This window comes from Aquimarina rhabdastrellae, assembly GCA_947387485.1.
Lineage (GTDB): Bacteria > Bacteroidota > Bacteroidia > Flavobacteriales > Flavobacteriaceae > Aquimarina.
Window position 1 is genome coordinate 182724 of the sequence record CANDNT010000002.1, and the last position, 24472, is coordinate 207195.

At 30.3% G+C, this 24472-nt stretch carries 18 protein-coding genes; 6 read left to right on the top strand and 12 right to left on the bottom strand.

The annotated features are described in order from the left end of the window. Positions 1-37: 37 nt before the first annotated feature. On the bottom strand, positions 38-325 hold the full coding sequence (locus ACYEKI_RS05450; RefSeq protein ID WP_459210159.1) for a hypothetical protein: 288 nt from the start codon (positions 323-325) through the stop codon (positions 38-40). Between the two features lie 102 nt (positions 326-427). Here ACYEKI_RS05450 and ACYEKI_RS05455 point away from each other — a divergent pair, with 102 nt between their 5' ends. From ACYEKI_RS05455 to gwsS, 4 genes are all read left to right on the top strand, one after another. Beyond that, on the top strand, positions 428-610 hold the full coding sequence (locus ACYEKI_RS05455) for a hypothetical protein (RefSeq protein WP_459210160.1): 183 nt from the start codon (positions 428-430) through the stop codon (positions 608-610). A 61-nt stretch (positions 611-671) separates the two neighbouring features. Then, entirely contained in the window at positions 672-1571 is a 900-nt protein-coding gene (locus tag ACYEKI_RS05460) for an ATP-grasp domain-containing protein (RefSeq protein WP_459210161.1), read from the top strand. A gap of 6 nt (positions 1572-1577) precedes the next feature. Beyond that, positions 1578-1778, top strand: a complete 201-nt coding sequence (locus ACYEKI_RS05465; protein ID WP_459210162.1) for a hypothetical protein — start codon at positions 1578-1580, stop codon at positions 1776-1778. A 3-nt stretch (positions 1779-1781) separates the two neighbouring features. Beyond that, positions 1782-2831 (top strand): grasp-with-spasm system SPASM domain peptide maturase, encoded by a 1050-nt coding sequence (gene gwsS / locus ACYEKI_RS05470; RefSeq protein WP_459210163.1) that lies wholly within the window; start codon positions 1782-1784, stop codon positions 2829-2831. On the opposite strand, the gene ACYEKI_RS05475 is transcribed toward gwsS, so the two are convergent. The 4 genes from ACYEKI_RS05475 to ACYEKI_RS05490 all read right to left on the bottom strand — a co-directional run bounded on the left by ACYEKI_RS05475 (position 2828) and on the right by ACYEKI_RS05490 (position 11284). Next, positions 2828-3691, bottom strand: a complete 864-nt coding sequence (locus ACYEKI_RS05475; RefSeq protein WP_459210164.1) for an alpha/beta hydrolase family protein — start codon at positions 3689-3691, stop codon at positions 2828-2830. The genes gwsS and ACYEKI_RS05475 overlap by 4 nt on opposite strands. Continuing rightward, a complete protein-coding gene (locus tag ACYEKI_RS05480) occupies positions 3688-6432 on the bottom strand; it encodes a PD-(D/E)XK nuclease family protein (protein ID WP_459210165.1) in 2745 nt (914 codons plus the stop codon). Before ACYEKI_RS05480 ends, ACYEKI_RS05475 begins: the two co-directional genes overlap by 4 nt. Positions 6433-6497: 65 nt before the next feature. Further along, the gene (locus tag ACYEKI_RS05485; RefSeq protein WP_459210166.1) at positions 6498-7862 is read right to left on the bottom strand and encodes an OmpA family protein; all 1365 of its coding nucleotides are present in this window, start codon (positions 7860-7862) and stop codon (positions 6498-6500) included. A 263-nt stretch (positions 7863-8125) separates the two neighbouring features. Further along, entirely contained in the window at positions 8126-11284 is a 3159-nt protein-coding gene (locus tag ACYEKI_RS05490; protein WP_459210167.1) for a UvrD-helicase domain-containing protein, read from the bottom strand. A 195-nt stretch (positions 11285-11479) separates the two neighbouring features. On the opposite strand from ACYEKI_RS05490, the gene ACYEKI_RS05495 reads away from it, so the two are divergent. After that, positions 11480-12088, top strand: coding sequence for a superoxide dismutase (locus tag ACYEKI_RS05495; protein WP_459210168.1), 609 nt, complete (start codon positions 11480-11482; stop codon positions 12086-12088). 327 nt (positions 12089-12415) lie between these two features. Here the strand turns inward: ACYEKI_RS05495 and ACYEKI_RS05500 are convergent, their stop codons facing one another. From ACYEKI_RS05500 to ACYEKI_RS05525, 6 genes are all read right to left on the bottom strand, one after another. After that, a complete protein-coding gene (locus ACYEKI_RS05500; RefSeq protein ID WP_459210169.1) occupies positions 12416-14314 on the bottom strand; it encodes an amidophosphoribosyltransferase in 1899 nt (632 codons plus the stop codon). Between the two features lie 66 nt (positions 14315-14380). Beyond that, a complete protein-coding gene (locus ACYEKI_RS05505; RefSeq protein ID WP_459210170.1) occupies positions 14381-15307 on the bottom strand; it encodes a PfkB family carbohydrate kinase in 927 nt (308 codons plus the stop codon). Between the two features lie 107 nt (positions 15308-15414). Further along, positions 15415-16575, bottom strand: coding sequence for a cytochrome-c peroxidase (locus ACYEKI_RS05510; protein ID WP_459210171.1), 1161 nt, complete (start codon positions 16573-16575; stop codon positions 15415-15417). Between the two features lie 8 nt (positions 16576-16583). Next, positions 16584-18176, bottom strand: coding sequence for a DUF6850 family outer membrane beta-barrel protein (locus ACYEKI_RS05515; protein WP_459210172.1), 1593 nt, complete (start codon positions 18174-18176; stop codon positions 16584-16586). 17 nt (positions 18177-18193) lie between these two features. Next, positions 18194-19546 (bottom strand): DUF4876 domain-containing protein, encoded by a 1353-nt coding sequence (locus tag ACYEKI_RS05520; protein WP_459210173.1) that lies wholly within the window; start codon positions 19544-19546, stop codon positions 18194-18196. A gap of 23 nt (positions 19547-19569) precedes the next feature. Then, positions 19570-22269, bottom strand: coding sequence for a TonB-dependent receptor (locus ACYEKI_RS05525; RefSeq protein ID WP_459210174.1), 2700 nt, complete (start codon positions 22267-22269; stop codon positions 19570-19572). A 395-nt stretch (positions 22270-22664) separates the two neighbouring features. On the opposite strand from ACYEKI_RS05525, the gene ACYEKI_RS05530 reads away from it, so the two are divergent. Further along, positions 22665-23735, top strand: coding sequence for a carbohydrate-binding protein (locus ACYEKI_RS05530; protein ID WP_459210175.1), 1071 nt, complete (start codon positions 22665-22667; stop codon positions 23733-23735). Positions 23736-23834: 99 nt separating this feature from the next. Here the strand turns inward: ACYEKI_RS05530 and ACYEKI_RS05535 are convergent, their stop codons facing one another. Next, positions 23835-24470 carry a ribonuclease H1 domain-containing protein gene (locus ACYEKI_RS05535; RefSeq protein ID WP_459210176.1) on the bottom strand — a complete coding sequence of 212 codons (636 nt, stop codon included), beginning with the start codon at positions 24468-24470 and terminating at the stop codon, positions 23835-23837. Positions 24471-24472: the final 2 nt, after the last annotated feature.

Consider the following 24472-nt stretch of genomic DNA (forward strand, 5'->3'; position numbering starts at 1 on the left):
TTAAAGATTAATCTTTTATATAAAAGATAAAATATAATTAAGCTCTAGGTGGAGCTTTATTGTTATGTGTAAGTAGTGTAATTGCCGTTACCTTCTCTATATCTTTTGATAAGATAGTAGTATCTATTGGTAACAAGATTGGTTCTGGGATATCTAAAACAATAGAAGGTATAAAACCATCATTAACATCCTCACTCGAAACCATCTGACATATATGACAATCAACATCTGTTGCATCATGCTCAAAAGCATGCAGATCTGCAAACTGAAGCATACTAAATATGATCAGTAAAAAAGATGCTATGATATGTCTCTTGTTTTTCACGATTGCAATGTAAAAAATATAATGTTAAATATTCAATTAAATTTGAAAATTTTAACATTAGCACATATATTTGACATGTATAATTTATAACATTCATTAATTATGAAAACATTATCTGAATTTAAAGCTAATAAATTAGATTTAAAAACTTGTGAAAAGATTAAAGGTGGTTGGCATAGCTATATCTTAGAATATGCTAAACCTGGAGGAACAAGTACACCAGGAAATTGGGTTGTTGCTTCTTATTATGATGAAAAGGGAGATCCTGAGATTATAAAATTTTAATTTACCTTAAATCATTAACAAAACTTAACAGTCTAATTTAAAAATTAGACTGTTTTTATTTATGATATTAATTTTAAGTCAAAGTGAATTTGAAATTTCTACAGAACAAGTAATTGATTGGCTACTCCATTTTAATATTAGTTATGTTAAAATTAATAGCGATCAAAGACTTGATATATTAAAAGATTTTGATGACTATAAAAGTGTTTGGTATAGGAGATGGGATAATTCTAAAAATTTTAAAATAGAATTAAACTCTATAAAAAGTACATCTATATTAAAAAACAATTTATTATATAATCAAAAAGCTAAATCTGATTTTTTTTTTCATAAACTAAGAAGTTCTTATTGGTTATCTCATCCAAAGAATGTATATATTAATAAATTAATAGTATTAGATATAGCTGAAACGATAGGATTTAATATTCCTAATTATACATTAGTAAACAATAAAAAAAGGCTAGTAGAATTCAAAAAAAATAATCAACGTATAATTACCAAAAGTATAGCTAATACAGAAATGCTAATAGATACTGAATATTCTGTATTGTTCTATACAATTGAAATTACAAATCATCATCTTAATAAAATTCCTTCAACATTTCCTGAATCTTTTATTCAGAAATTTATTGAAAAAGAATATGAAATAAGAGCTTTTGTATTAAATAGTAATATATATTCAATGGCAATTATTACTTCAGGAAATGAAATTGATTATAGAAAGAGAGATCCTAATGATTTAAGAAAAGTGCCTTATCAATTACCTTACGAAGTAGAAGAAAAAATTAAAGTTTTAATGAACAAATTAAATTTAAATACAGCTTCTTTAGATTTTATTTATGGTAAAGATGATCAATTATATTTTTTAGAAATTAACCCTATTGGACAATTTGGAATGATTTCTGAGTCTTGTAATTATTATTTAGAACGAAAAATTGCTTTAGATTTAATGAATCCATAATTAACTATGAAAAAAATAATCAAATCTGGTTTAAACGAACTTCCTCTCGTATATCAATTAGCTGAAATCAATCATAATACAAAAGAAGATAGCATAGATAAAAACTTAAATAATATAAGATCTAATAGATTTATCTCTATAAAAAAGTATAATTCAAAAAAGACTTATGCATTTACATCACCTAAGCCGGTTTCTAAAATATTTTAATTTATGAAAAAACACTTCATACTTTTTTCAAATTGTATTTTAACAAAAGGTGCTAATAGAAGTACTATTACCGATTTACAGAAACAACAGATTCATTTTCTACCTAACGAATTGCATGACACTCTAGTTCAATTAAGAACTACACCTTTAAATACGTTAATATCAGAGTTTGATAAAAATAGTCAACAAATCTTAATGGATTATATTAATTATTTCATTGATGAAGGTATCGGCTTTTATTGTAAATCACCTAGTGTTTTCCCTTTATTAAATTTAGATTTTCAATCTCCTGAAATTATTAACAATGCAATAATTGATCTGGATAAAAATTCTGATTATGATATTAAAAATGTAATTGATCAACTTATCGATTTAAGATGTGTTTTTCTTGAAATACGATCATATTCATACCTTAATGTTGATATAATAAAAGACATTATACATCATTCGTCAAAAGGATATTTTAGGAATATCGATTTTATTCTAAACTATCCTAAAAATGAAAATGATATTGTTATTCTAAAAAAAATAATATTAGAGAATCCTCTAATAGGAAAAATTAAATTTCATTCTGCTCCATTTAATTCAAATGATGATTTTTTCAATTTTTCTACAAAAACAATTATAAACAACAATTATTGCGGGGTCATTAATCAAAAATATTTTTGTATTGATACAAAAGTATTTTCTGAATCTCAAAAACATAATACATGTTTAAATAAAAAAATCTCAGTTGATGTCAATGGCTATATAAAAAACTGTCCTTCTATGAAAGATAGTTATGGTAATATCCGCCAATCTTCTATGTACGATATATTAACTAATAGTACCATAAAAAAAAATTGGCGCATAAATAAAAACAAAATTGATGTTTGTAAAGATTGTGAATTTAGAAATATTTGTACTGATTGTAGAGCTTTCATAGAAAATCCTACTGATATTTTTTCGAAGCCTTTAAAATGTGGGTACAACCCTTATACTAATCAATGGGAAGAATGGAGTAAAAACCCAATTAAACAAAATGCTATTAAATACTATAAATTAAATATTTAGCTTTCTTTATTCATATTTATAATGCTAAATTTTATAGTTTTAAAAATAACTTCTTCTAATTCCTGCGGTAATTCTACTTTATTCCATGGATGTTTTGCTCCAAAAACGTGATCTCCATTAGAAATAAATTCTAATTTACTCTTAGGATTCCATTTATGTAATCTTTTTGCTTCTTCTAACTGTACTACTGTATCCTCTACTCCATGAATAATTAAATGTGGTTTTAATAATTGTTGTATTGCTCTAGCAATTGTTAATCGTTCTTTATTTTCAATAAAATTTGTATAAAACTGAAAATAATGTGGCATATCTTGTAATGTTCTTCCGTTCTTGATATACATCACACCTTCTTTTTTCCATTGTTGAAAAGCTTCTCCTATAGGAAATCTCGATGCATAATCTGATACTCCTGCCCAACTTATCACTTGTGTTACTTTATGTTCTTCTGCAGCTTTTAAACTTACAATCCCTCCTCCTCTAGAATGTCCTATTAAAATAATTTCATTATGGTTTAGTTCTTCATGAAATTCTTCATTAGAAATACTCCAATCAATAATTGATTGAAGGTCATCTAATTCTTTTATATAATTATTATTACCAAATGCCTCTAGGTCTGGAAAGTCTATAGGTTGCTCAAGCGTTCCTCCATTGTGTGAAAAATTAAACTTTATAAAGAAAAAATCTGAAGCTGCAAAATGCTTAGCCACTATATCCCATGCACCCCAATCTTTAAAACCTTTATATCCATGACAAAAAATTACTACTGGCTTATTTTTTTTGTTCTCTTTATAAAAAACATCTGTCACTATAGGTTTTTCATATTTTCCTGTAACTGCTATATTCTTCTTTATAGTTATCATACTTCTTTTTCTATAAAAGGTTGATTATGATCGTAGATTTCAATAATTAATGCTTTGAGTACTTTTAAATATTCTTCTAATACTTCAGTCGTAATAGCATTATCTTTTTTACGAGCCATTTTTGAAGCTTTTGTACCAAACTTTAAAAAACCTCCTTTGAGATTCTTAAACGAAATGATTCCTGCTTCTGCTGGCATTTCAAACGCTTTTTCTTTGTATTGCATATACGAGTATGCTAACACTTGAATAATCTTACTGTATTTATAATCTGTAGTAATGACATCCCAATCGACAACTTCTACATCTCCTTGCATCACCTTACCAGTTTTATAATCAATAATTCTCAACTGTCCATCTAATTCATCTATTCTATCAACTTTTCCTTTGATATATACAGGAAATGGCAATTCTGGAATATCAATTTGAGCTTTTAAATCACTTTCTATCGCGACAATTCTCAATGTTTTTCCCTGTTTTAAACTATCTTCTTCTAATTTTAAAAAATTATATACATATCGTTTTGATACTTCATATATCAACAGGTTTTTTCCTTGCTTTATGTCTAAAGAAGAATATTCTTCTTTGAATTGTTGTGTTACTTCCTTATCAATTTGCTTATACATTTTCTTTATATCAACCAATTCTAGATTTTTGCCTACAAATGGTTTATAAAAGTTTTCTAATGTATTATGTATCACGGTTCCCATTGTGTTTGCTGCAATAGTTTCTTCTACAACTTCACTTTCTTTAATTCCTAAAATATATCTATAATAAAATTCAATAGGATTTCTAATATAGCTGGTAATTGCCGAAGGCGATAAACCATAACTCATCAAACTTCGAAGTTTTTCTAATACCTGATCGTTTTTTTGAATGGTAATTGACGTTTTTTGTATTCTAGGTACAGGTGTTGCTACCACCTTATGGCTTATCTCATGTTGAGCTTGCTTATTAATTTCTAATTGTAATAAAAATCGACTCTTTTCTCCTGCACTTACTCCTTCTGCTTCTGTATTATATAATAAGTATACTTGTTTAGCTCTTTGTAATAAATGGTAAAAATGATACGTATAAATAGCATCCTTTTCTTTATAGGTAGGCAACTTATATGTTCTTTTCAAATCATACGGAATAAATGAATTTGCGCTTTTTCCTGCTGGCAATATTCCTTCATTTACCGAGGTTATAATTACAGTTTCAAAATCTAAACATCTTGATTCTAACATTCCCATTAATTGTAATCCTCTTAATGGTTCTCCTTTAAAATCTAACGTATCTACCGTTATTATTTCTTGATACAATCGATATAAAGAACTTAAGGATTCAATATATTTAAACTTAGTATTAAGTCTCTCTAAATTATTAAAAACTGTATGAAATCTAAAGGCATATTCTAATTCTAAAACATGTTTTTCTTTATCTAAACATTCTTTTAAAACATAAACAATTTTATGACATCGCTCTAAAGCTATAGTTGCATTACTCCATGATTCAAACAAAAGTTTTAATCGATTTAACTCTTGCTTATTTTTTGTAAAACTGAAAAGATGAGCTGCTGATATGTAAATTAAATTATCCTTGGTTATTTCATTAGCAATATACTGTGCTAACTCTCCAAGGATTCTTGTAGCTATTTGTGTATTTAAAACTTCTAAAATTGCCTTGTAATAAATCCCTTGTTCATTAGGTAGTTTGTGTAACTTAAAAAGAAGTTCAAAAAAAGCTGCCATAGGAACATCTTTTAATGATAATCCCATTGTAATGTTTACTGCATCTACCGATTTAGGAAATGAGTTTAACATAGGTAAGAGCAGTTTTTCATCTGCGAGTACTACCGCTGTATTTTCTAACTTATCTTTTGGAACTAAGGTTAAAATTTCTCCTACATATTTAGCTTGTCCTATATTTTTTGGTACTCCAATAATATCTATTTTTTTTGCTAAAGCAAATTGAGTTTCTGTAGGTTTAAATGGTTGTTTTTTATAATGATTCCAGTGCTTTAAATAATCTCTTACAAATAATGATGCATCATGATTTTTATCTTCTATAAATATCTTATCGACATCCCAAAATACTTCTGCTTTTTCTTTTTCTAATAAAACTTGAAAAATTTGTTGTTCAGCATTATTTAGGGCATTAAACCCTACAAAAAAATGTTTTTGAGTACTATTTGAAGCATATTCTTCAACTTTATTTGCAGCTTCTCTATATAATAATCCTTGATATCCAGCCTTTTTCTGAATTAATTTCTCTGAAAAAGCTTGATAATATAAATATAAATTATTCCAAAAAATGATATAATTCTCAATTAATGCCGTCTTTTCTTTTTGTACATACCAATGGTTTATATCTTGGATACTTGATAAGTAACTAAAGAAAGAATGGTGGTCAATACAGTACCTGTCAATTTCATTAAAATCATAAATTAATGTCTGAGCCCAACTGCTAAACGTTTCAAAATCTTCTTTAGGTTGAGACATATTAACTCCTAAATAAGCTTCGTAAAACTCAAATAGAGTTTCTGTATTATCTATTAATTGTAAATCTGATAATTCTGCTATAAAATCTTCAATGCTTATTATATTGGGAGCAAAGAGTGTTTGTTTTTTATAATAATTTGCTAGTTCTTTTTTTAAAAAAAGGCCAGCTCTCTTACTAGGTAAGATAAAAATAAGGTCACTTATTTTTTGTTCCTCTTGTCTATCGGCATATTCTATGACTTCTCTTAGAAAACTTTTCATTTTCTAAAAATAAAAAACGCCTCGATATAATCGAGGCGTTCTTATATTATTTATGAAGAAATAAATTATTCTTTAACTAAGTTTATTTCTACACGTCTGTTTTCTTTTCTTCCAGCTCTTGTCTTGTTAGAAGCGATTGGCTTATCTTCTCCGTAACCAACAGCTGATAATCTGAATTGATCAATTCCGTTTTCAACTAAGAAGTTCTTAACAGCGTTAGCTCTAGAATCAGATAGTCTTTGATTTAACTTGTTACTACCTGCACTATCAGTATGTCCTTCTACAGTAAATTTAGAAGTTGGGTATTTCTTTAAGATCTCAACGATATCTTTTAATACTGACTCAGATTGAGTTTTGATAGTAGATTTACCTGAAGCAAATAAGATAGTTTTAGCGTAAGCGTTTAACTGATCTTGCTCTTCTTTAGTTGGCTCAGGACATCCATTGTTAGCTTTAGTTCCTGCTACATCTGGACATTTATCATCTTTATCTAATACTCCATCTTCATCTCTATCTTGGTAAGGACATCCGTTATTAGCAGCTGGTCCAAATTCGTTAGGACAACCATCTTTAGCATCAGTAAGTCCATCACCATCTGCATCAGGACATCCATTTAAAGAAGCGATACCTGCAACTGTAGGACACTCATCTTTAGGATCAGGAATACCATCTGCATCAGAATCAGCACATCCGTTAAATTCAGCAGTTCCAGGAACTTCAGGACACTCATCTTTACTATCGATGATACCATCACCGTCAGAATCAGGACATCCGTTAAATTCAACTAAACCTGGTACTTCAGGACACTCATCTTCTTTGTCATATACTCCGTCACCGTCAGTATCTTTACCTCCAAATACGAAAGTAATTCCAGCAGAATGTTGGAAGTGCTCAGGAATGTTATCTTCAAAAACATGCTTATAAGCAGATTGTATATTGAATGCTAAATTCTCAGTTAACCAAAAGTTTGCTCCAACTAATCCATTTAAGTTACCAGCTCCTTCATCGTCTAACCAAGTATATCCTCCACCTACACCTAAGTAAGGATCAAACCAGCTAGTCTTTAAAAGATCTTTAAAGCTATATTTGATATTCCCATCTAATCCGTAGTATGCTAAATCATTTGCAGCTACATCTCCTAATTTTTCAATTTTATTAACAGTACCTGCTACAGTGAATGAGAAACCATCTCCAATGTATCTTCCTACTGCTAATCTAGAAACTGATGGTAAAATGTTCCAGTGATCGTTTACATTAAAGTATTCTGAAAAAATTTCTCCTTGGAAACCGTCGTCACCTCCAGTAGGGTAAAAATCTACAGCATTTACGCCAATAGATACAGCCCAAGGGTTGTTTTCGTCTTGCGCATTCGCTGTACTAAAACCAAGTACAAACAGCGAAGCCAATAAAAATCTGCTAAGATGTTTCATATTCAATAATTTAATTTTTTAAGTGTTAATTAAAGCAAATGTAATATGTTAAAATTTATTAACAAAGACAAAACTACTAAATTTTTCTTAATAGCCCAGTGTATATCATACCTCACAGCCATTACGTATAATCCATAATGCTTATAAGGAATGACAATAATCTTTATTAATAATTTATACTATAAATATTTACGGTACAATTATAAGATAAAAATACCTTTTATCTATATATTTTTTCTAGTAATTATATAATTCTCTTTATTTTAAACGTATTTTATTTCCATTTTTTCGTTGATATAAACCAATATTCGTTTATCAATACTATATCCTAATTTTTCTAGTAGGACTCCATAATCATATACCTGTTCTTCATGCCCAGTCTCATATAAACCTGTTTTATAATCTATTACAACTGCTTTATTATATTGATTGATAACTACCCTATCTGGTCTGTAAATCTCTCCATTTGAAAAAATATCTCTTTCGTTTAAAATAGTTAATTCATTGTCAAAATATTTTTTTAATTCATCGCTTGTAATAATATAAAATAGACTTTCTTTTAATTCTTCTTTTTGCTTTTCGTTGATAATTCCTGTTTGATAAGCTTCTTCTACAATAGGTTTTATATCTTTTTCTGTTTTTATTTTTGCCAAAATATCATGTAACAAAACACCTCTTTCTGCTGCATCTTGTTGATTTGTATCCCATAATTTTCCTTGATTAGTAACTATACTTATATTATGAGCTTCTTTAGAGGTATTAATCATCTTATTCAATTCTAATGCATCCTCTGTATCCTTGATCTTTTGTAGTTCACTGCTTCTTTTCTCTTCACCAAAACTATATTCTAATTGTTCCCTATTCCATTGTTCTATAGCACTAAGGTAATTGATAAGTTTTCCAGAGAATTTATTTTTATTTGCTATGCCTTTTGCACTTAAATCTAATTTGCTTACAATATATAATTGTTCTTCTGCTCTAGTAAGTGCTACATATAATATATTAATCGCATCTAATTCTAATTGTGACTCCCTATATTGTACTAATCGTTCACCTACAATTCCTATATCTGCAATTGTTTTATTATAATTTACAAACACTTCTCCAAAACCTTCATAATCTTCTTCATCTACTGGTATCCAAACTTTGGGTTCTAGTTCTCTATAAATATCAACATTGGCATATGGATAAATTACACAAGGAAACTCCAACCCTTTGGATTTATGTATTGTCATAATTTGAATAGCATCTCTACCTTTTGGTGCTACGATACTCAATCTGTCTTTTCGTTGTTCCCAGTATGATAAAAATCCTATGATTCCCTCTATATTCTTTTGAGTAAAATCATATACAATGTCCAAAAAGAACTGAATATATGCTGATACCTGTTCATGAAGCTTAAAACTTCTTATGATATACTCTACACTTTCGTATAATGGTAATATAAACAACTGATTAAATTTAAATTCAAATTCAATTCCTAATTCGGATAAATAGTGCTCAAATTCTTCAATTGTTGCTTGGGTCTGATCAGCCAAAAACTGCGCATGATCTGCTATATCAAATTTATTTGCTAAATAATACAACACCTCTACTCTTAACAACAAATCGTTGGGATGCATTGCTAATTTTAAAATATTAATAATACATCTTACTTCATGCGAATTATTAATTAATAAGGTTTCTGACGAGACAATATCGATCTCTTTTGTTGTTAAATAGTTTGCAATAGCAATCCCTTCTTTTTGCCTTCGTGTAAGTATACATATCTCATTAAGTCTATATCCTTTTTCTAATAATGCTTCCACAATTTCATACGTTCGCTGAGCATAAGCTTCGTCTTCTTCAACTGCATTTTTTGCTTCAATGAATGAAATATTAACATATCCTCCTTTTTTAGCATTTGTTTCTTGCCTATTTCCTTCTAAATATAATTCTTGATGTGAAGTATCTGAAAATTCTTTAGAGAGGTATGTGAAGAATTCATTATTAAACTTAATTATCTCTGAATAGCTTCTATAATTGGTTGGTAAATTCAATACCTTTTTATCTTGTATTGAAAATGGATTTTCATCGTTAGACAACGAAATAAATTGTTCTGCTTTTCCACCTCTCCATCTATAAATTGCTTGTTTTGCATCGCCAACTATAACCAGACTACCTGTTTCTCCTTCTAAATTTTCTCCTGATAAAGCACTATCTATTAATGGTATTAAATTATGCCATTGCAATACAGAAGTATCTTGAAATTCATCAATAAAATAAGATTTATATCGTTCTCCTAATCGTTCATATATAAAAGGAGCTGGCTGATCTTTTATAGCATTACTTATTATAGCATTAAACTCTGAAATCAATAAAATATGTTGCTCTTTCTTAATCTGCTCTACTTCTTTATGAATCGCATTAAGAACAGATAATGGTGTAAGGTTCTTTAATATATTTTTATAAAACCCTATAGTTTGCATTGCCTCCTTAGTTTCTAAAAAAACATTTTCTATTTCTAATCTAAGAGCATCTATTCTTTCTTTTTTACTCGCATCTAACTTAGCACTATAAAAAGATGCTGTTGTTATCTCTTGTTTCCAGGCGGCTGTATAATCTGTTAATATTTCTCCTTGAGACAGTTTCAAAAAATGAGTTGGTATCGATCCTCTCGTAAAATCTGATTTTTCTAATCCTTGCTGATCAAATTTTTCTAATATTTTTTTTGAAGATGCTATAGTCTTCAACTGTAAATTTTCTGTCTCGTTAACTAACTTCTTTTTAAGGTTTTCAAAATCTTTTGGAGTTTTTGATGTTAATCGTGCTATATAATTTCTATCATTTTCACTGAGTAATAATTTAGCTATCTTATTTAATTCTAAAGTAATATCCCAGCTTTTATCTTCTTCTAATTTATAAAAAGCAAAAGCAATTATGATTTGAGTTAATGCTTCTTCTACTCCAGCTTTGTTTATTAAAGAATCAACAGCTTCTTGTAGCAAGAAATCTGTATCCATTTCTATCTCAAAATTCATCGGAATTTCAAGATCGTGAGCAAAGGTTCTAATAACTCTATGTGTAAAAGTATCAATTGTAACTACATCAAAAGTTGCATAATTATGTAAAATCTTTTTTAAAATTCTAGCAGCCTTTTCTTTTAGATCTTTTTCTACCCCTCCTATTTCTTCATAAATATCTTTCCATATAGTCTTATATTTCTCAGATATTTCTGGCTCGCTAATACCTTGAAGTGTTTCTAGAATTCTAGTTTTCATTTCACCTACAGCTTTATTGGTAAATGTAATTGCTAGAATATTTTTATAATTATCTTCTCTCTTTGTGTTAAGAAGTTGTATTAAGTATTCTTTTACAAGCGTATAGGTCTTTCCTGCTCCTGCTGCCGCATTATAAACCGTAAATGAATGTTGTGATTCCAATAATTATATTTTTTACTAAAATACTAAATCGCTTTTGTTTTCATCTCTGTAATATCATTAGTAATAGCTTTTTATCCCGATATATATTTGATTTACTTCATTTTAATCAATTTATAACATATAAAAATTTTAATTCCCCACTCTAATTCCTAAATTTGAGGTCATATTTTTATTAACTAAATACATAAGTATAATATGTCTTTTGAATTACCAAAACTAAACTACGCTTTTGACGCGCTAGAACCACATATTGATGCACGTACTATGGAAATTCACCATGGTAAGCACCACGCAGGATATACGGCAAAACTTAATGCTGCAATTGAAGGAACTGATTTAGCAGGAAAAACAATCGAAAATATTCTTACAAACTTAGATACTTCTAATACTGCAGTGAGAAATAATGGTGGTGGATTCTACAATCACTGTCTATTTTGGGAAATTTTATCTCCTAATGGAGGTGGAAAACCAACAGGAGAATTAGCACAAGCTATCGATAGTACTTTTGGGTCTTTTGAAGCTTTTAAAAATGAATTTTCACAAGCTGCTGCAACTCAATTTGGTTCTGGATGGGCTTGGTTATGTGTTCATGATGGTGGAAAACTAGAAATCTGTGCTACACCTAATCAAGATAATCCATTAATGCCAGAAATAGGATGTGGTGGTACTCCTATCATAGGTCTTGATGTATGGGAGCATGCTTATTACTTAAACTATCAAAACCGTAGACCTGATTACGTTTCGGCTTTCTTTAACGTAATTAACTGGGAAGAAGTAGCTACACGTTTTGCAAAAAATAAATAGTCACTAGATTCTTTATCATACAAAATAAAAGAGGTGTTATCGATTAGATAACACCTCTTTCTATATCTAGATATAACTTAATTATTTCTATAAAATAATCGCGCTTATATTTTTCTTTTGATTTTCTAAAAATGGAAAGTATATAAAATAAAAAAAGGTGGATAGTCCACCCTTTTTTGCCCCAAATCTACCATGAACTTAACCTACTTATGCTATGGCGAAGCTAATATATGATGATAATAGGTAGATTTAAAAATTTTTAGATAAACAACCTAAATAATTGTTGAACTACACAAATTAACTTTTTTTTAACGGTGTTATTTAGTTCTAATAAGCGCGTTCATCTTTACCTTCATAAAAATTGATAAAAGCTTTATTTACAACTCTATTACCTCCATCTGTTGGGTAATTACCTGTAAAATACCAATCTCCTAAATTCTTAGGGCAAGCTTTATGTAAATTATCTACAGTTTGATAAATAATTTTTACTTCGGCTTTTACCGATTTATCACTTAATAATTCTGCTATTTTATCACTTATTTCTTGTGGCTCAAATCCATCATAAATTTCTTTCACATAATTTACCACCTCGTTATCTTGTAAAGATTCTTGGGCTTTACACTTTTCATAAACTTGTTCTACCAAGTCGTAATTCCCATTCTCTTTTAATAATTCAAGCGCGGCTTTAAAAGCTATCAATCCTTCTAATCTTGCCATATCTATACCATAACAATCTGGATATCTAATCTGTGGTGCAGAGGATACTATCACGATTTTTTTAGGATTTAATCGATCAAGCATTTTAATGATACTCTTCTTGAGGGTAGTTCCTCTTACAATACTATCATCTATAATAACTAGATTATCTTCTGGTCTTACTACACCATATGTTACATCATACACATGAGCAACTAAATCATCTCTACTACTATCTTCTGTAATAAAAGTTCTTAGTTTAGCATCTTTTATAGCGATCTTATCAGTGCGCAGTTTGTATGCTAAAATCTCTGATAAACGTTCATCTGTAAGTGTTTCTCTTTCTTTAAGAATGGTTTCATTCTTCTGCTTATTCAATTCATCTTGAGCAGCTTCAACCATTCCGATAAAAGATGTTTCTGCTGTATTAGGAATATATGAAAAAACAGTTTTTACTGTATCATAATCTATTTCCTTTAATACTTGAGGCATTACTAGTTTTCCTAAATCCTTTCGCTCTTTATAAATTTCGGCATCACTTCCTCTAGAAAAATAAATACGTTCAAAAGAACATGCTTTTCGTTCAAGTGGTTCAATAATTTGATCTATAGAAATCTTTCCGTTTTTCTTAATAATAATCGCTTTACCAGGATCTAATTCTACTACATCATCAAAGGCTACATTAAATACTGTTTGTATAACTGGGCGCTCTGATGCTACAACAACCACCTCATCATCTTGGTAGTAATATGCTGGTCTTATTCCTGCTGGGTCACGTAATACAAAAGCATCACCATGTCCTAACATTCCTGCCATTGCATATCCTCCATCCCATTTCTTTGTAGACTTTTTAAGTATTTTGCAAATGTTTAAACGTTCTACAATTTGTGGCGAAGCATCGATTTTATTAAAGCCTTCTTTTTTAAGTTTTTTATATAGCTTAGCTACTTCAGAATCTAAAAAATGACCTATTTTTTCCATCACAGTGATGGTATCGACATTATCTTTTGGGTGCTGACCTATTTTAACCAAGTTTGCAAATAACTCATGGTTATTAGTCATATTAAAATTACCTGCAACGATTAGGTTACGATGCATCCAGTTGTTTTGTCTTAAGAAAGGATGTACATTTTCTACACTATTCTTTCCAAAAGTTCCATAGCGTACATGTCCTAATAATACTTCTCCTATATAAGGTATGTTTTCTTTTTGTAATTGAACATCGTCTCTATATTCTGGATTCTCTATTAATGCCTTGTTGATTCGTTCATTAACTTGTCCAAAAATATCTTGAATAGGATGTTGTTCACTTGAGCGTACTCTACTTATGTATCGTTGTCCAGGTTTCATATCTAGTTTTATACTTGCTAGACCTGCTCCATCTTGACCTCGATTGTGCTGTTTTTCCATCATCAAGTACATTTTATTTACGCCATAAAATGCACTTCCGTATTTTTCTTTATAATATTCTAATGGCTTTAAAAGTCTAACAAGTGCTATACCGCACTCATGTTTTAATGCATCGCTCATTGTAAACTATTGTGTTGTTGTGTTATAAATGGTATAAAAATGCCCCGAAAATTCAGGGCATTGTAGTTATGATAATTCTATTTCGAACTGAGTCAGTTCTTTAAATCTTTGTAGTCGTTTTTGAACCTCTTCTTTTGCTAGTCCTTCCATACGCTCTGTACCAAACTTCTCTACACAGAATGATGCTAAATTTGATCCATGAACAATTGCATTTTTCATATTCTCAAAAGACACATCTTCTGTTCTTGCAATATATCCAGAGAATCCTCCTGCAAAAGTATCTCCTGCTCCTGTAGGATCAAATACTTCTTCTAGAGGTAGTGCTGGTGCAAAGAAGGCTTGATCTTCGTGGAATAATAAAGCTCCATGCTCTCCTTTCTTAATCACTACATATTTAGGTCCCATTTCTGCTATTACTCTAGCTGCTTTTACTAGAGAATATTCTCCACTTAACTGTCTAGCTTCTTCATCATTGATAGTGATTACATCTACTTTTGCAATTACTTTCTTAAGATCTTCTAAAGCTACATCCATCCAAAAGTTCATAGTATCTAATACTACTAACTTAGGTTTTTCTGTCATTTGTTCAAGTACACTTAACTGTACTAATGGGTGTAGGTTTCCTAGCATTACTACTTCTGCATCCTTATATCCTTCTGGAACCACTGGATTAAAGTTTTCTAAAACATTTAACTGTGTTTCTAAAGTATCTCTAGAGTTCATATCATTATGATACTTTCCACTCCAAAAGAATGTTTTTCCATCTGGTACAATTTCTATAGCTGAAATATCAATATTGCGATCTTCTAACATTTTTAAATATGCTTCAGGAAAATCGTTACCCACAACAGATACTATTGCAGATGGTATGTTGAAGTTTGAAGCTGCTAACCCAATATATGTTGCTGCTCCTCCTAATATCTTATCAGTTTTTCCGAAAGGTGTTTCAATAGCGTCAAATGCTACTGTCCCTACTATCAATAACTTGCTCATAGTATAGCTAATAAATTTTCTGCAAATATAAGGGTTACATATTACTAATGTATATCCTATAAAAAAAATTCAATAATGTAATTGCTCTTTTTTTATTATCTATAAGATTACATTGGCATTTTAACATTAGTAATAGATCTTCTTGAGGCCGTTGTAGATAATGTTTTCATGAATGCTACCAAGGCTGCTTTTTCTTCTTTGTTTAATTCTAATTTATGGATCAATGTTGACTTTACAGGGAACAAAGAATCATTAACCATCTCTGGTTTACGTTTTTCATTAGGCATTCCTGCATTGTATATATTCACTATTCCTGCTAGACTAGGAAATAATCCATTATGCATCCATGGTCCTGTATTAGCTACTTCTCTCAAGGTAGGTGTTCTAAATTTACCTACATCTTCTTTTTTATTAGTAACATTATACAATCCTAAATCTTCATACTTTCTACCATAATATGTCAACCCTAAATTGTGAAACTTTTGGTCTGAAAAATATGGTGAATAATGACAATTAACACATTTAGCTTTGGTTCTAAATAAATGCAACCCCAATACTTCTTGATCTGTATACCTATTATTTTTTCCGCTTATAAAACGATCAAATTTTGATGATGTACTTACTACTGTTCGCTCATATGTTGCTATTGCTTTTTGTATACGATCTACTGTAATACTATCATTTCCAAAAGCTTCTTTAAACATAGGATAATATCCTTTTATTTCTTTAATATGTTGTACTGCTATAGCCGAATGTGTATTCATTTCATTTGGCGCTTGTAGCGGAAAAAGTACTTGCGCTTCTACAGATGGAGATCTCCCATCCCAAAATAAACTCTTAGCATAGGCTATATTTAGAATCGTTTGTGCATTACGATTTCCCAAAGTCCTATTATGTCCATGTGAAGAACGTTTTCCATCTCCCCATCCTAATTGTGGTTCATGACACGATGCACAAGCTATTTGTTTTGATACAGAAAGCCTAGCATCAAAAAACAACGTCTTTCCTAATTTTGCTTTAGCTTTATTAAATGTATTATCTTCTGGGAATTCAGGTTTGGGTAAACTACCTATTTCTACATAGTCTTTTATAACTACACTATCTATTTGTGGTTTTGGCCATAAAGTAGCATCTCCACTCCCATAAATTTTTCTTAATTCATTAATGTCATAATATTCATCTTGTGGTTCTTTTGTTAAAGACATCGTTGTTAACAATATTCCCATTAAAAAGAATGTACTTATTATTATGCGTTTTGTATGTTTCATTGTTGTTGTTAGTAACGATAAATAAGCCCTAAATTTAAATTGGTATTATCATCAAAATTTTGATTCCAATAGTTGTGTGATTGGTCATAGATTTTAGAAAAATACACACTTGAAGAAATTATTAAAGACTTTTGATCTAGTAACCTAAAATGATATTGCAATTGTAATGATGTACTCCACCTTATATTTGATTCATATTCCATATCAGGTAAGATTACATTATTTACAAAATCATCATTTAAAGTAGGTTCTGAAGCATTAGGGTTTATTGTATATTGAAATTTATCTGTAACAGGAATATACGTTTCTATGCTTCCTTCTAAATTAATTTTTTGTTTTGGAGTTATTTTTAAGTCTTTATTAGCTCTTATCGTGGTATTCCAATATTGTATTTGTTTACGTGCAGCCAAAAGATCAACAATTTTATCATCGATATATGATGTCTCTAGTGAAATATCATATAGTGTCGTGGTTTCTTTCTTTTTTAAAACTCCAGCATAAACTGTAATCTCATTTTTATTTTGTTTATAATTTGATGTTGCTTCTGCTTGTCTCGCATTATCTTCTCTATACGTCCTAAAAATCTGTGCATTTGTGCCTTTTTGTAACCACAGCTTACCTCCTATTTTCCATTGTAATGAAGAGGCTGTATTTTGGTAACCAAAAGTTAACTTATGTGAATCTATATTAAAGATTCCCAATAAATTATTAGGGTCTTTATAACTTTTATAATATATTTTTTCTTGCTGATCTCGATAGGTATAAGCTATTTGAGCTTGATATTTCTTATTCTTTTTTAAAATACCACCTCCAAAATGTATATCATGTTGTTGTAAAAATCCAGAACGTACTTGATTTTGTGCAGCTCTTACTGATCCAAATCCATAAGAGGTTCTTAAAAATGTTAAAGGTGCTGCTGGTTGATCTTGTGTTTCTGCATCTGTATAACTGATATTATAATCTACATCTCTTCTTTTATATCCAGTATTAGCAAAAAATGTATATCCGTTATTTTTATATCCCAGAGATATTTTCCCTCCAAAATTAAGCCTACTAATTTCTGGTTTAGGGTCTATAGTTTTATAATATTTGTCTGTATTATAGTGAATCTTTCCAGCTAAGAATAATTGATGACTAAGTTTTCGCATCAATCCTCCTGAAAAATGATAATGCTGGTTTTCCCAATTACCAATACGTTTGGCAAATGGGTAATGTGGGGAATGAATTTCATTCTGTGTTTCATCTATATCTTGAATCAACAAATTATAAGATGAACTCTTATATCTAGAATTAGCAACATTCATTGTTCCCAATAAGCTAGTTTTGAGATTTAAGTGAAAAATCCCTTCTCCTTCTACACCATAATATATAGTACGATTAGGTTCTTGTCGTTTTCGTAAAGATTGCTCTTTGGTCACACCATACAACGATAATCGCGTATAATCTACTACATCTAAAGTTGAGAAATATATAGGATTATCATAAAGCATTTCTTTATGATGTGCATAATACCTATTTAAATCAAGTGTTAAGCTATCAACCTGAGCTGATAACTTAACACTTAAAATTAGTATTCCAAAAAGAATCGTATTCTTCATCATTATTTTTATAGCTTATATTATTGAGCAAAACCTCTAGGTTCTGCTCTATCTAATACTACAAAATCGTCAATAGAATTATTAGTATCAACTAATACTTTCCTTTCTCCAACAGTTGTTTTTACTTTACGGATTACAGATTGTGAAGTAAACTTTCCTAAAGTATTAAAGGTATACCCCCCATCAATACTAGTTGGTAGTTGTCTAGGTATTAAATCAGAAACATCATTACGTTGCAATTGTACACCATCTATTACCTTACTAATAGGTATTTGTACATATATATTAGTATCTGATGTTGATCCTGGTCTAATGTATTTAGGATATGCTTCTACAGCATCTCTTGTATCTCTAAAAATCACAAAACTATCAAATCCACTGGTATGAAAAACCATCTCTTTTCCTGATTTAAAATATACAATATCAAGATCTGTTACACCTGGGTTTTGTACATCTGTAGCTAATGGAGAACTTGTTCCTGTTTGTGTCAAGTATTCTGCCAAATGTCCTTCAAAATCTGCAGTACTTAAATCTACTGTTAAGGATGGATCATTAGGTTGATAAACATCTGTAGTTCCATCTCCATTATCGATAGTTAATGGTTGTTTGTGATTTATTGCAGTTGCTGCAATAACAATACTCTCTCCTGGCTGAATTGGATTTTCTTCTCCTGTTCCTGGTATTCTATAGATATAATCTGAATATACATAATCTGTATTTGCTGCTGTTCCTACACCTATAGTATTAGTAATAGACTTAGACCAATCATATTGCCCATCATTTAATGTATAATCTAATACACTTGTACGGCTTCGTCCATATGTTTGTGCAATTAACAATCCATCTGCATATACTACCTGATTGGAGTTATTATAAATCTCTATAAATTGATCTCTAAATGCTGATCCATCTGCCAAATCTGATCCTGCATAATAGATTTGTTTGATTACCAAATCTCCTATTCTTCCTGCTATCAATTCAATAGTTGTTGCAGTTACATTAACAGATACCGTTACATTCTCTTGATTACCATTAAAGTTTATTGTTTCTGCATCTGGGGTATAATTAAATAAAGCTTCAAATGCTGTAGCGTTTAATTCTTTGGTCGCAGTAATATTATAATTACCCGCTACTAATCCTTCAAAAGTAGCTACACCACTTTCATTTGATATTGTTTCAAATTCATCTCCAGTAGCCTGATCTACAGCAATCACTCTAGCTCCTGCTACATTACCTTGACCTAAATTTGCTTCAAAATTTAAAGTCACTTCAAAGTCTATTAATTCTACTGCTGGTCCAGAAAAATCATCGTCACTATTACAACCTATTAAAAATAGCGTTAATAAAAGTGCTAGGATACTTACTTTTTTCATTTGTTGTTTATTGTTAATAAGGGTTAAAATTTATACGTTAATTTGGATCCAAAAGACAAACTCGTAACATTTGATATTCGTCTTATTTCGTTATCTTGATCGGTATAAGTGGGTTTTAGGTTAAAGACATTATTCACATAAAAATCAAATCGCAATCCACTTAAAAAATCCTTGGATACTCTTAGGTGAAAATTGTGATAGGTATTCTGTAAACTACCTATAGTTCCGTTTCCTGTTACACTTCTAAATAAATGTCCATATAAAGCAGGATTTGACCGATCTGCTTCTGGAATTTCATGGTATTGTAAATTAGCATCATAGAATGCTATTGGGTAATTGTTATCATCTGCAGTCTGATAATCATCTTTTAAATAATGTTCTGTTTGTAGTGTTAATAATAATCCTGCTTTTGCAAAATGATATTTCCATATACTTCCTACTTTAAAAATCTCAGAGCTATTATCGATTCGATTATATACTCCATAAATTTCTTCTGAGGTTAGCTCTGACGATCGTATTAACTGAAAAGAATCTCCATAAGTAGTCGACGTTTGTATATATTGTCCATTAACAGAGATATCAAGCCCTAATGCTTCTATTTCTTTAAAATCAATAGAAAACTCTATTCCTTTATCTACAGAGCTCAAATCATTAATAATCCTACTATCTGTATAATAAAAGTCTGTTATATTTCCAGTGAATACTAATTGTGGTTCTTCTGGGTCATTAAATATTACCTCTGTTTCTGGCAAAAGCTCTTTATTAATAATATCTGTATTTGTTACACCATCATAAAGTCTATTGTAAAAACCTGTTATTGTTGCTGTTGCTATAGGGAGTTCATAATCAAACCCTATTTCTGTCTTAAAACTCTTTGTAGGTTTTAAATCTCTATTTTGAGGTTCTTTTACATAGGTTTGTACCCATGCTACCGCATATTCTCCTGGCAAACGATAATCACCTACTAATCTGTCATAATATTGTCTTCCTGTATAAATTTGATTCAAAGAAGGTGCTTTAGATGCAAATCCTATCCCTCCTCTCCATCTCATTTTATTATACCTCCAAGAAGTGTTTAATCTAGGTAACCATGATACATAACCATTTTGTATATCTACACGCGTTCCTAATTGTATCGTTAAGAAATGGTCTTCCCACTGTTTTTTTATTCTATCTTGAATATATATTGCACTATTTACTTGTGCTCTTACATTGTCTTTATAGTTATACGGACGTACTCCTACTCCAGATTTATTTGATCTTACTATAAATTTATTATCTGCAGTTTCTGGAGATCCTAACTGCCCTGCACCTAGATTATCTGTATAATTAATCGATCCTCCCAGTTTTAAACTATGCTTCCATAAGCTAGAAGTCTCTACAGTCTTTTTAATATCTACATCTAAAAATCCGTGAATAGGTTTTCCTTCAATTTCTCGAGTAGATCGGTATGCTACTGGAGAATATGCTGCTCTAAACACTCCTGTTTCTAACCCTAAAGGAACTACAGATCCCCCATTATTAACTAATAACGTTCGTTTAGTATATTGATTTTGATAACTAAAACTAATATTTGCAGAAAATTGATCTACCCATTTATTATCCTTAAATTGATAGTCAAAATTATTACTCAATCGTATCCCATTAGTATGATTGTCTAATGTGGTACCATTAACATCATCTGGGTTTTCTTCTGCATCATCAACATTTGTAAATACCGAAACTTGTACCGTATTTTTAAACTGCTCTCTATACAAAGACCATATTGCTCCTACATTAAATCGATTAAAGGCATTGAGTGAATTTCTAGGATCATTATCTGATCTTAAATATGAAGCAGAAAGATTAACATCTCCCCATCTATCTGTTATGTTAAAGCCTTTTGATATACTTGTTTGAACTGTTCCTTCTCTAAAAGAAACCGAAGCTAAATAAGGTGTTCTACCTGCTTTTGTCTTTATCTTTACTAAACCAGAAGTTAAGTTACCGTATTTAACATCTGGAATTCCCTGAACAACTTCTATCTCATCTATAGTCTCTGTGGATATCTGTCTTAAATCTATACCCACATTAGGATTATTTACTCCAAAAACACTAAATACATTACCAAATACTGGAGCCGTATTTGTTGCCCAACTTTGCATATTAGCATCATTACTCAATGGTATATCATCAACGATTATTGCAGTTCCAAAAGCTTTATTAGCAAAAGCTTCTTTATGAGTTGTGGAATTTCCTATTTGTTGTCCTGTTCTAAAAACAACATTCTCAAAACCAGAAAAATCGGAATTTCCTATATTTTGTCCTGGTAACTGCGACAATACATTTTTAAGCGTAAATGCTTGTACATTTTGTATTGCTTCAGTTTCTAACTTGATTTCTGAGAACTTTTTCTTTTTCCCTATTAACAGGACTTCATCTATTCTTAATGTTTTCTTTTCTATTGTTATTAAAACTTCTTTGTTTAAATCAACAACAATATTTTTCTTAAAATCTGTATAGCTTACATGAGAAAATGAAAGCTCTACTATTTCTTTTTCGGTAATCCATTCAAAATCACCTTGGGTATCTGTAATTGCCCATTTTTTATGATCTACATCTTGTATCAACACATTTGCTATGGGTTCACCAGTATCTTTATCTATAACTTTCCCTTGTATTTGACTAGCTACCAACTGTGTAAATAAGACGAAAACAAAAAGGACAAACCTATTTCTTAACATTATTTTAATTTTGGGGTAACAAATCTATTTAAATTTATTCTAAATAAAAATATTATTTAGAATAAATCCATATTAATATTTTAAACAGGGAATAACTCTATAAGGCAATATCTAGCTCTTCTTATTGTTCCAAATAGCTAATATAAGCTCGAGTTCATATATCAAAAACACTCCTAATCTAATTTATGCCTTCAGAAAAAATATTTGTTGAATAGTCATTTATTAGTTTCTCTGACTCAGTATGAGCATAGTAAAAACCAAGATTTACCATTATGCTTTTCTTAATCAAATTAATTGTTTTACTATAAAAACGTACTTTTTTTACAGAAAAAGCTTAGTTATTGTTATTTTTTTTGTTAATTCGCCGCTCATTTTAACTAAACTCAACAATTATTATGAAAAAAACTAAATGGGCAAAACTAGCCCTAGCTGTCGTAGTCGCATTTTCTGTCGCTAACTGTGAAAAGGACTCAGAAGAAGTTTTCGAACAAAATCAGATTGATCATTCTAAAAATGCCCATGCGTGTATTGCTAAATGGGATCTTGAAACAGGTAAAGCTGCCAGTATTAAAGATAAAGAATGGGAAACAGGTCAAACAATTCGTGTAAAGTTTTTAAACGGGAGTAACTTTGTTCAATCAAAGGTTAGACAATACGCTGTAGAATGGGAAGAACATGCAAATATTAAATTTGAATGGGTTTCTTCAAGTAGTAGTGCAAACATCAAAATTGCTTTTAACGAAGGTGATTATGCAGGTATTACAGGTTCGTGGTCTTATTTAGGAACAGATTCTAATTTAGAACCTCATAGTATGCATTTTGGATGGTTTAATAACAATACTTCGGATACTGAATTTAGAAGAACTACAATTCATGAATTTGGACACGCTCTTGGATTAATTCACGAACATCAAAATCCAGTTGCAGGAATTAACTGGGATAGAGAAGCTGTTTATGCATACTATGCTGGAGCGCCAAACTACTGGACTAAAGATCAAGTTGATCACAACTTATTTAGACGTTATGAGACTAATGTTTCTAACTATAGTGAATATGATCCATTATCTATCATGCATTACCCTATTCCTGCTGAACATACATTAGATGGTGTAGCCGTAGGATCTAACACTCGTCTTTCTGAAACTGATAAAGCTTTTATCGGTAGAATATACCCATTCCCTGATACTAGTGGAGATATTTGTGATGGAGTAGCAGCATATAACTCAAATAATTCTTACTCCACAGGAGACCAAGTAACATACCAGGGATCTTTATATCAAAGAACAGCAACTGGATGGACTAACCTTGGAGAGTGTGGTAGTGTAGAAGAAGATGTAGATCCATGTGCAGGTGTAGCAGCATATAATAGATTTAGATCTTACGCTACAGGAGATCAAGTAACTTACCAAGGATCATTATACCAGAGAACAGCAACTGGATGGACTAACCTTGGACCATGTAACTAATCAAAAATAAAACTTATCTAAGTTAAGATTAATAAAAATCCCCTAGAGTAATAAACTCTGGGGGATTCTATTTATACGTTAATTGTATTATATTCTTTATTATTTTCTTCCAAAGTCTGCTGGAATCTCTCCCCATGCTTTGGTTTCCCATTTTACTATTGTTGTAGTATACTCGTTAGTTTTTAACCAGTGAATAGCCCTATCGATAAGATCAAACATTTTTTTATTTCTAGCATTACGAGTCAGACTTGTTTTACAGATTTTCTTCTTAATCCACCCCATTGCTATTTTAGAATCTGTATATAAAATCCTATCGCTTTTTTGTTGTTTTAAATAAGCTAATCCATGTACTAAAGCCAAAAACTCTCCTATATTATTCGTTCCTTCAGGAAAAGGGCCTTGATGAAATAATCGTTTACCTGTTTGCGTATCAACTCCTTGATATTCCATTTTACCAGGATTACCACTAGAAGCAGCATCAACTGCTATAGAATATAGGTCAGGCTCTCCTATATCATCTAACTCTTTTTGACTTAATGATTTCTTTTTTGTGGCAGTCCCTTTATAATCTTCATATACTCCTTTATAAGCTTCTTTAGCTTCATCAAAAGATAAAAATGATTTATACTTTGAACCAGAATATCCTTGTATTGCAGCTTTACAATCATCCCATTTTAAATAAATACCCGGTCTATGTCCTTCCCAGACTACATAAAACTTTTCTTTTTTTGCCATTA

Coding starts and splice junctions, on each gene's coding strand:
- ACYEKI_RS05455 (WP_459210160.1), top strand. CDS start 428: ATGAAAACATTATCTGAATTTAAAGCTAATAAATTAGATTTAAAAACT.
- ACYEKI_RS05460 (WP_459210161.1), top strand. CDS start 672: ATGATATTAATTTTAAGTCAAAGTGAATTTGAAATTTCTACAGAACAA.
- ACYEKI_RS05465 (WP_459210162.1), top strand. CDS start 1,578: ATGAAAAAAATAATCAAATCTGGTTTAAACGAACTTCCTCTCGTATAT.
- gwsS (WP_459210163.1), top strand. CDS start 1,782: ATGAAAAAACACTTCATACTTTTTTCAAATTGTATTTTAACAAAAGGT.
- ACYEKI_RS05475 (WP_459210164.1), bottom strand. CDS start 3,691: ATGATAACTATAAAGAAGAATATAGCAGTTACAGGAAAATATGAAAAA.
- ACYEKI_RS05480 (WP_459210165.1), bottom strand. CDS start 6,432: ATGAAAAGTTTTCTAAGAGAAGTCATAGAATATGCCGATAGACAAGAG.
- ACYEKI_RS05485 (WP_459210166.1), bottom strand. CDS start 7,862: ATGAAACATCTTAGCAGATTTTTATTGGCTTCGCTGTTTGTACTTGGT.
- ACYEKI_RS05495 (WP_459210168.1), top strand. CDS start 11,480: ATGTCTTTTGAATTACCAAAACTAAACTACGCTTTTGACGCGCTAGAA.
- ACYEKI_RS05500 (WP_459210169.1), bottom strand. CDS start 14,314: ATGAGCGATGCATTAAAACATGAGTGCGGTATAGCACTTGTTAGACTT.
- ACYEKI_RS05505 (WP_459210170.1), bottom strand. CDS start 15,307: ATGAGCAAGTTATTGATAGTAGGGACAGTAGCATTTGACGCTATTGAA.
- ACYEKI_RS05510 (WP_459210171.1), bottom strand. CDS start 16,575: ATGAAACATACAAAACGCATAATAATAAGTACATTCTTTTTAATGGGA.
- ACYEKI_RS05515 (WP_459210172.1), bottom strand. CDS start 18,176: ATGATGAAGAATACGATTCTTTTTGGAATACTAATTTTAAGTGTTAAG.
- ACYEKI_RS05520 (WP_459210173.1), bottom strand. CDS start 19,546: ATGAAAAAAGTAAGTATCCTAGCACTTTTATTAACGCTATTTTTAATA.
- ACYEKI_RS05525 (WP_459210174.1), bottom strand. CDS start 22,269: ATGTTAAGAAATAGGTTTGTCCTTTTTGTTTTCGTCTTATTTACACAG.
- ACYEKI_RS05530 (WP_459210175.1), top strand. CDS start 22,665: ATGAAAAAAACTAAATGGGCAAAACTAGCCCTAGCTGTCGTAGTCGCA.
- ACYEKI_RS05535 (WP_459210176.1), bottom strand. CDS start 24,470: ATGGCAAAAAAAGAAAAGTTTTATGTAGTCTGGGAAGGACATAGACCG.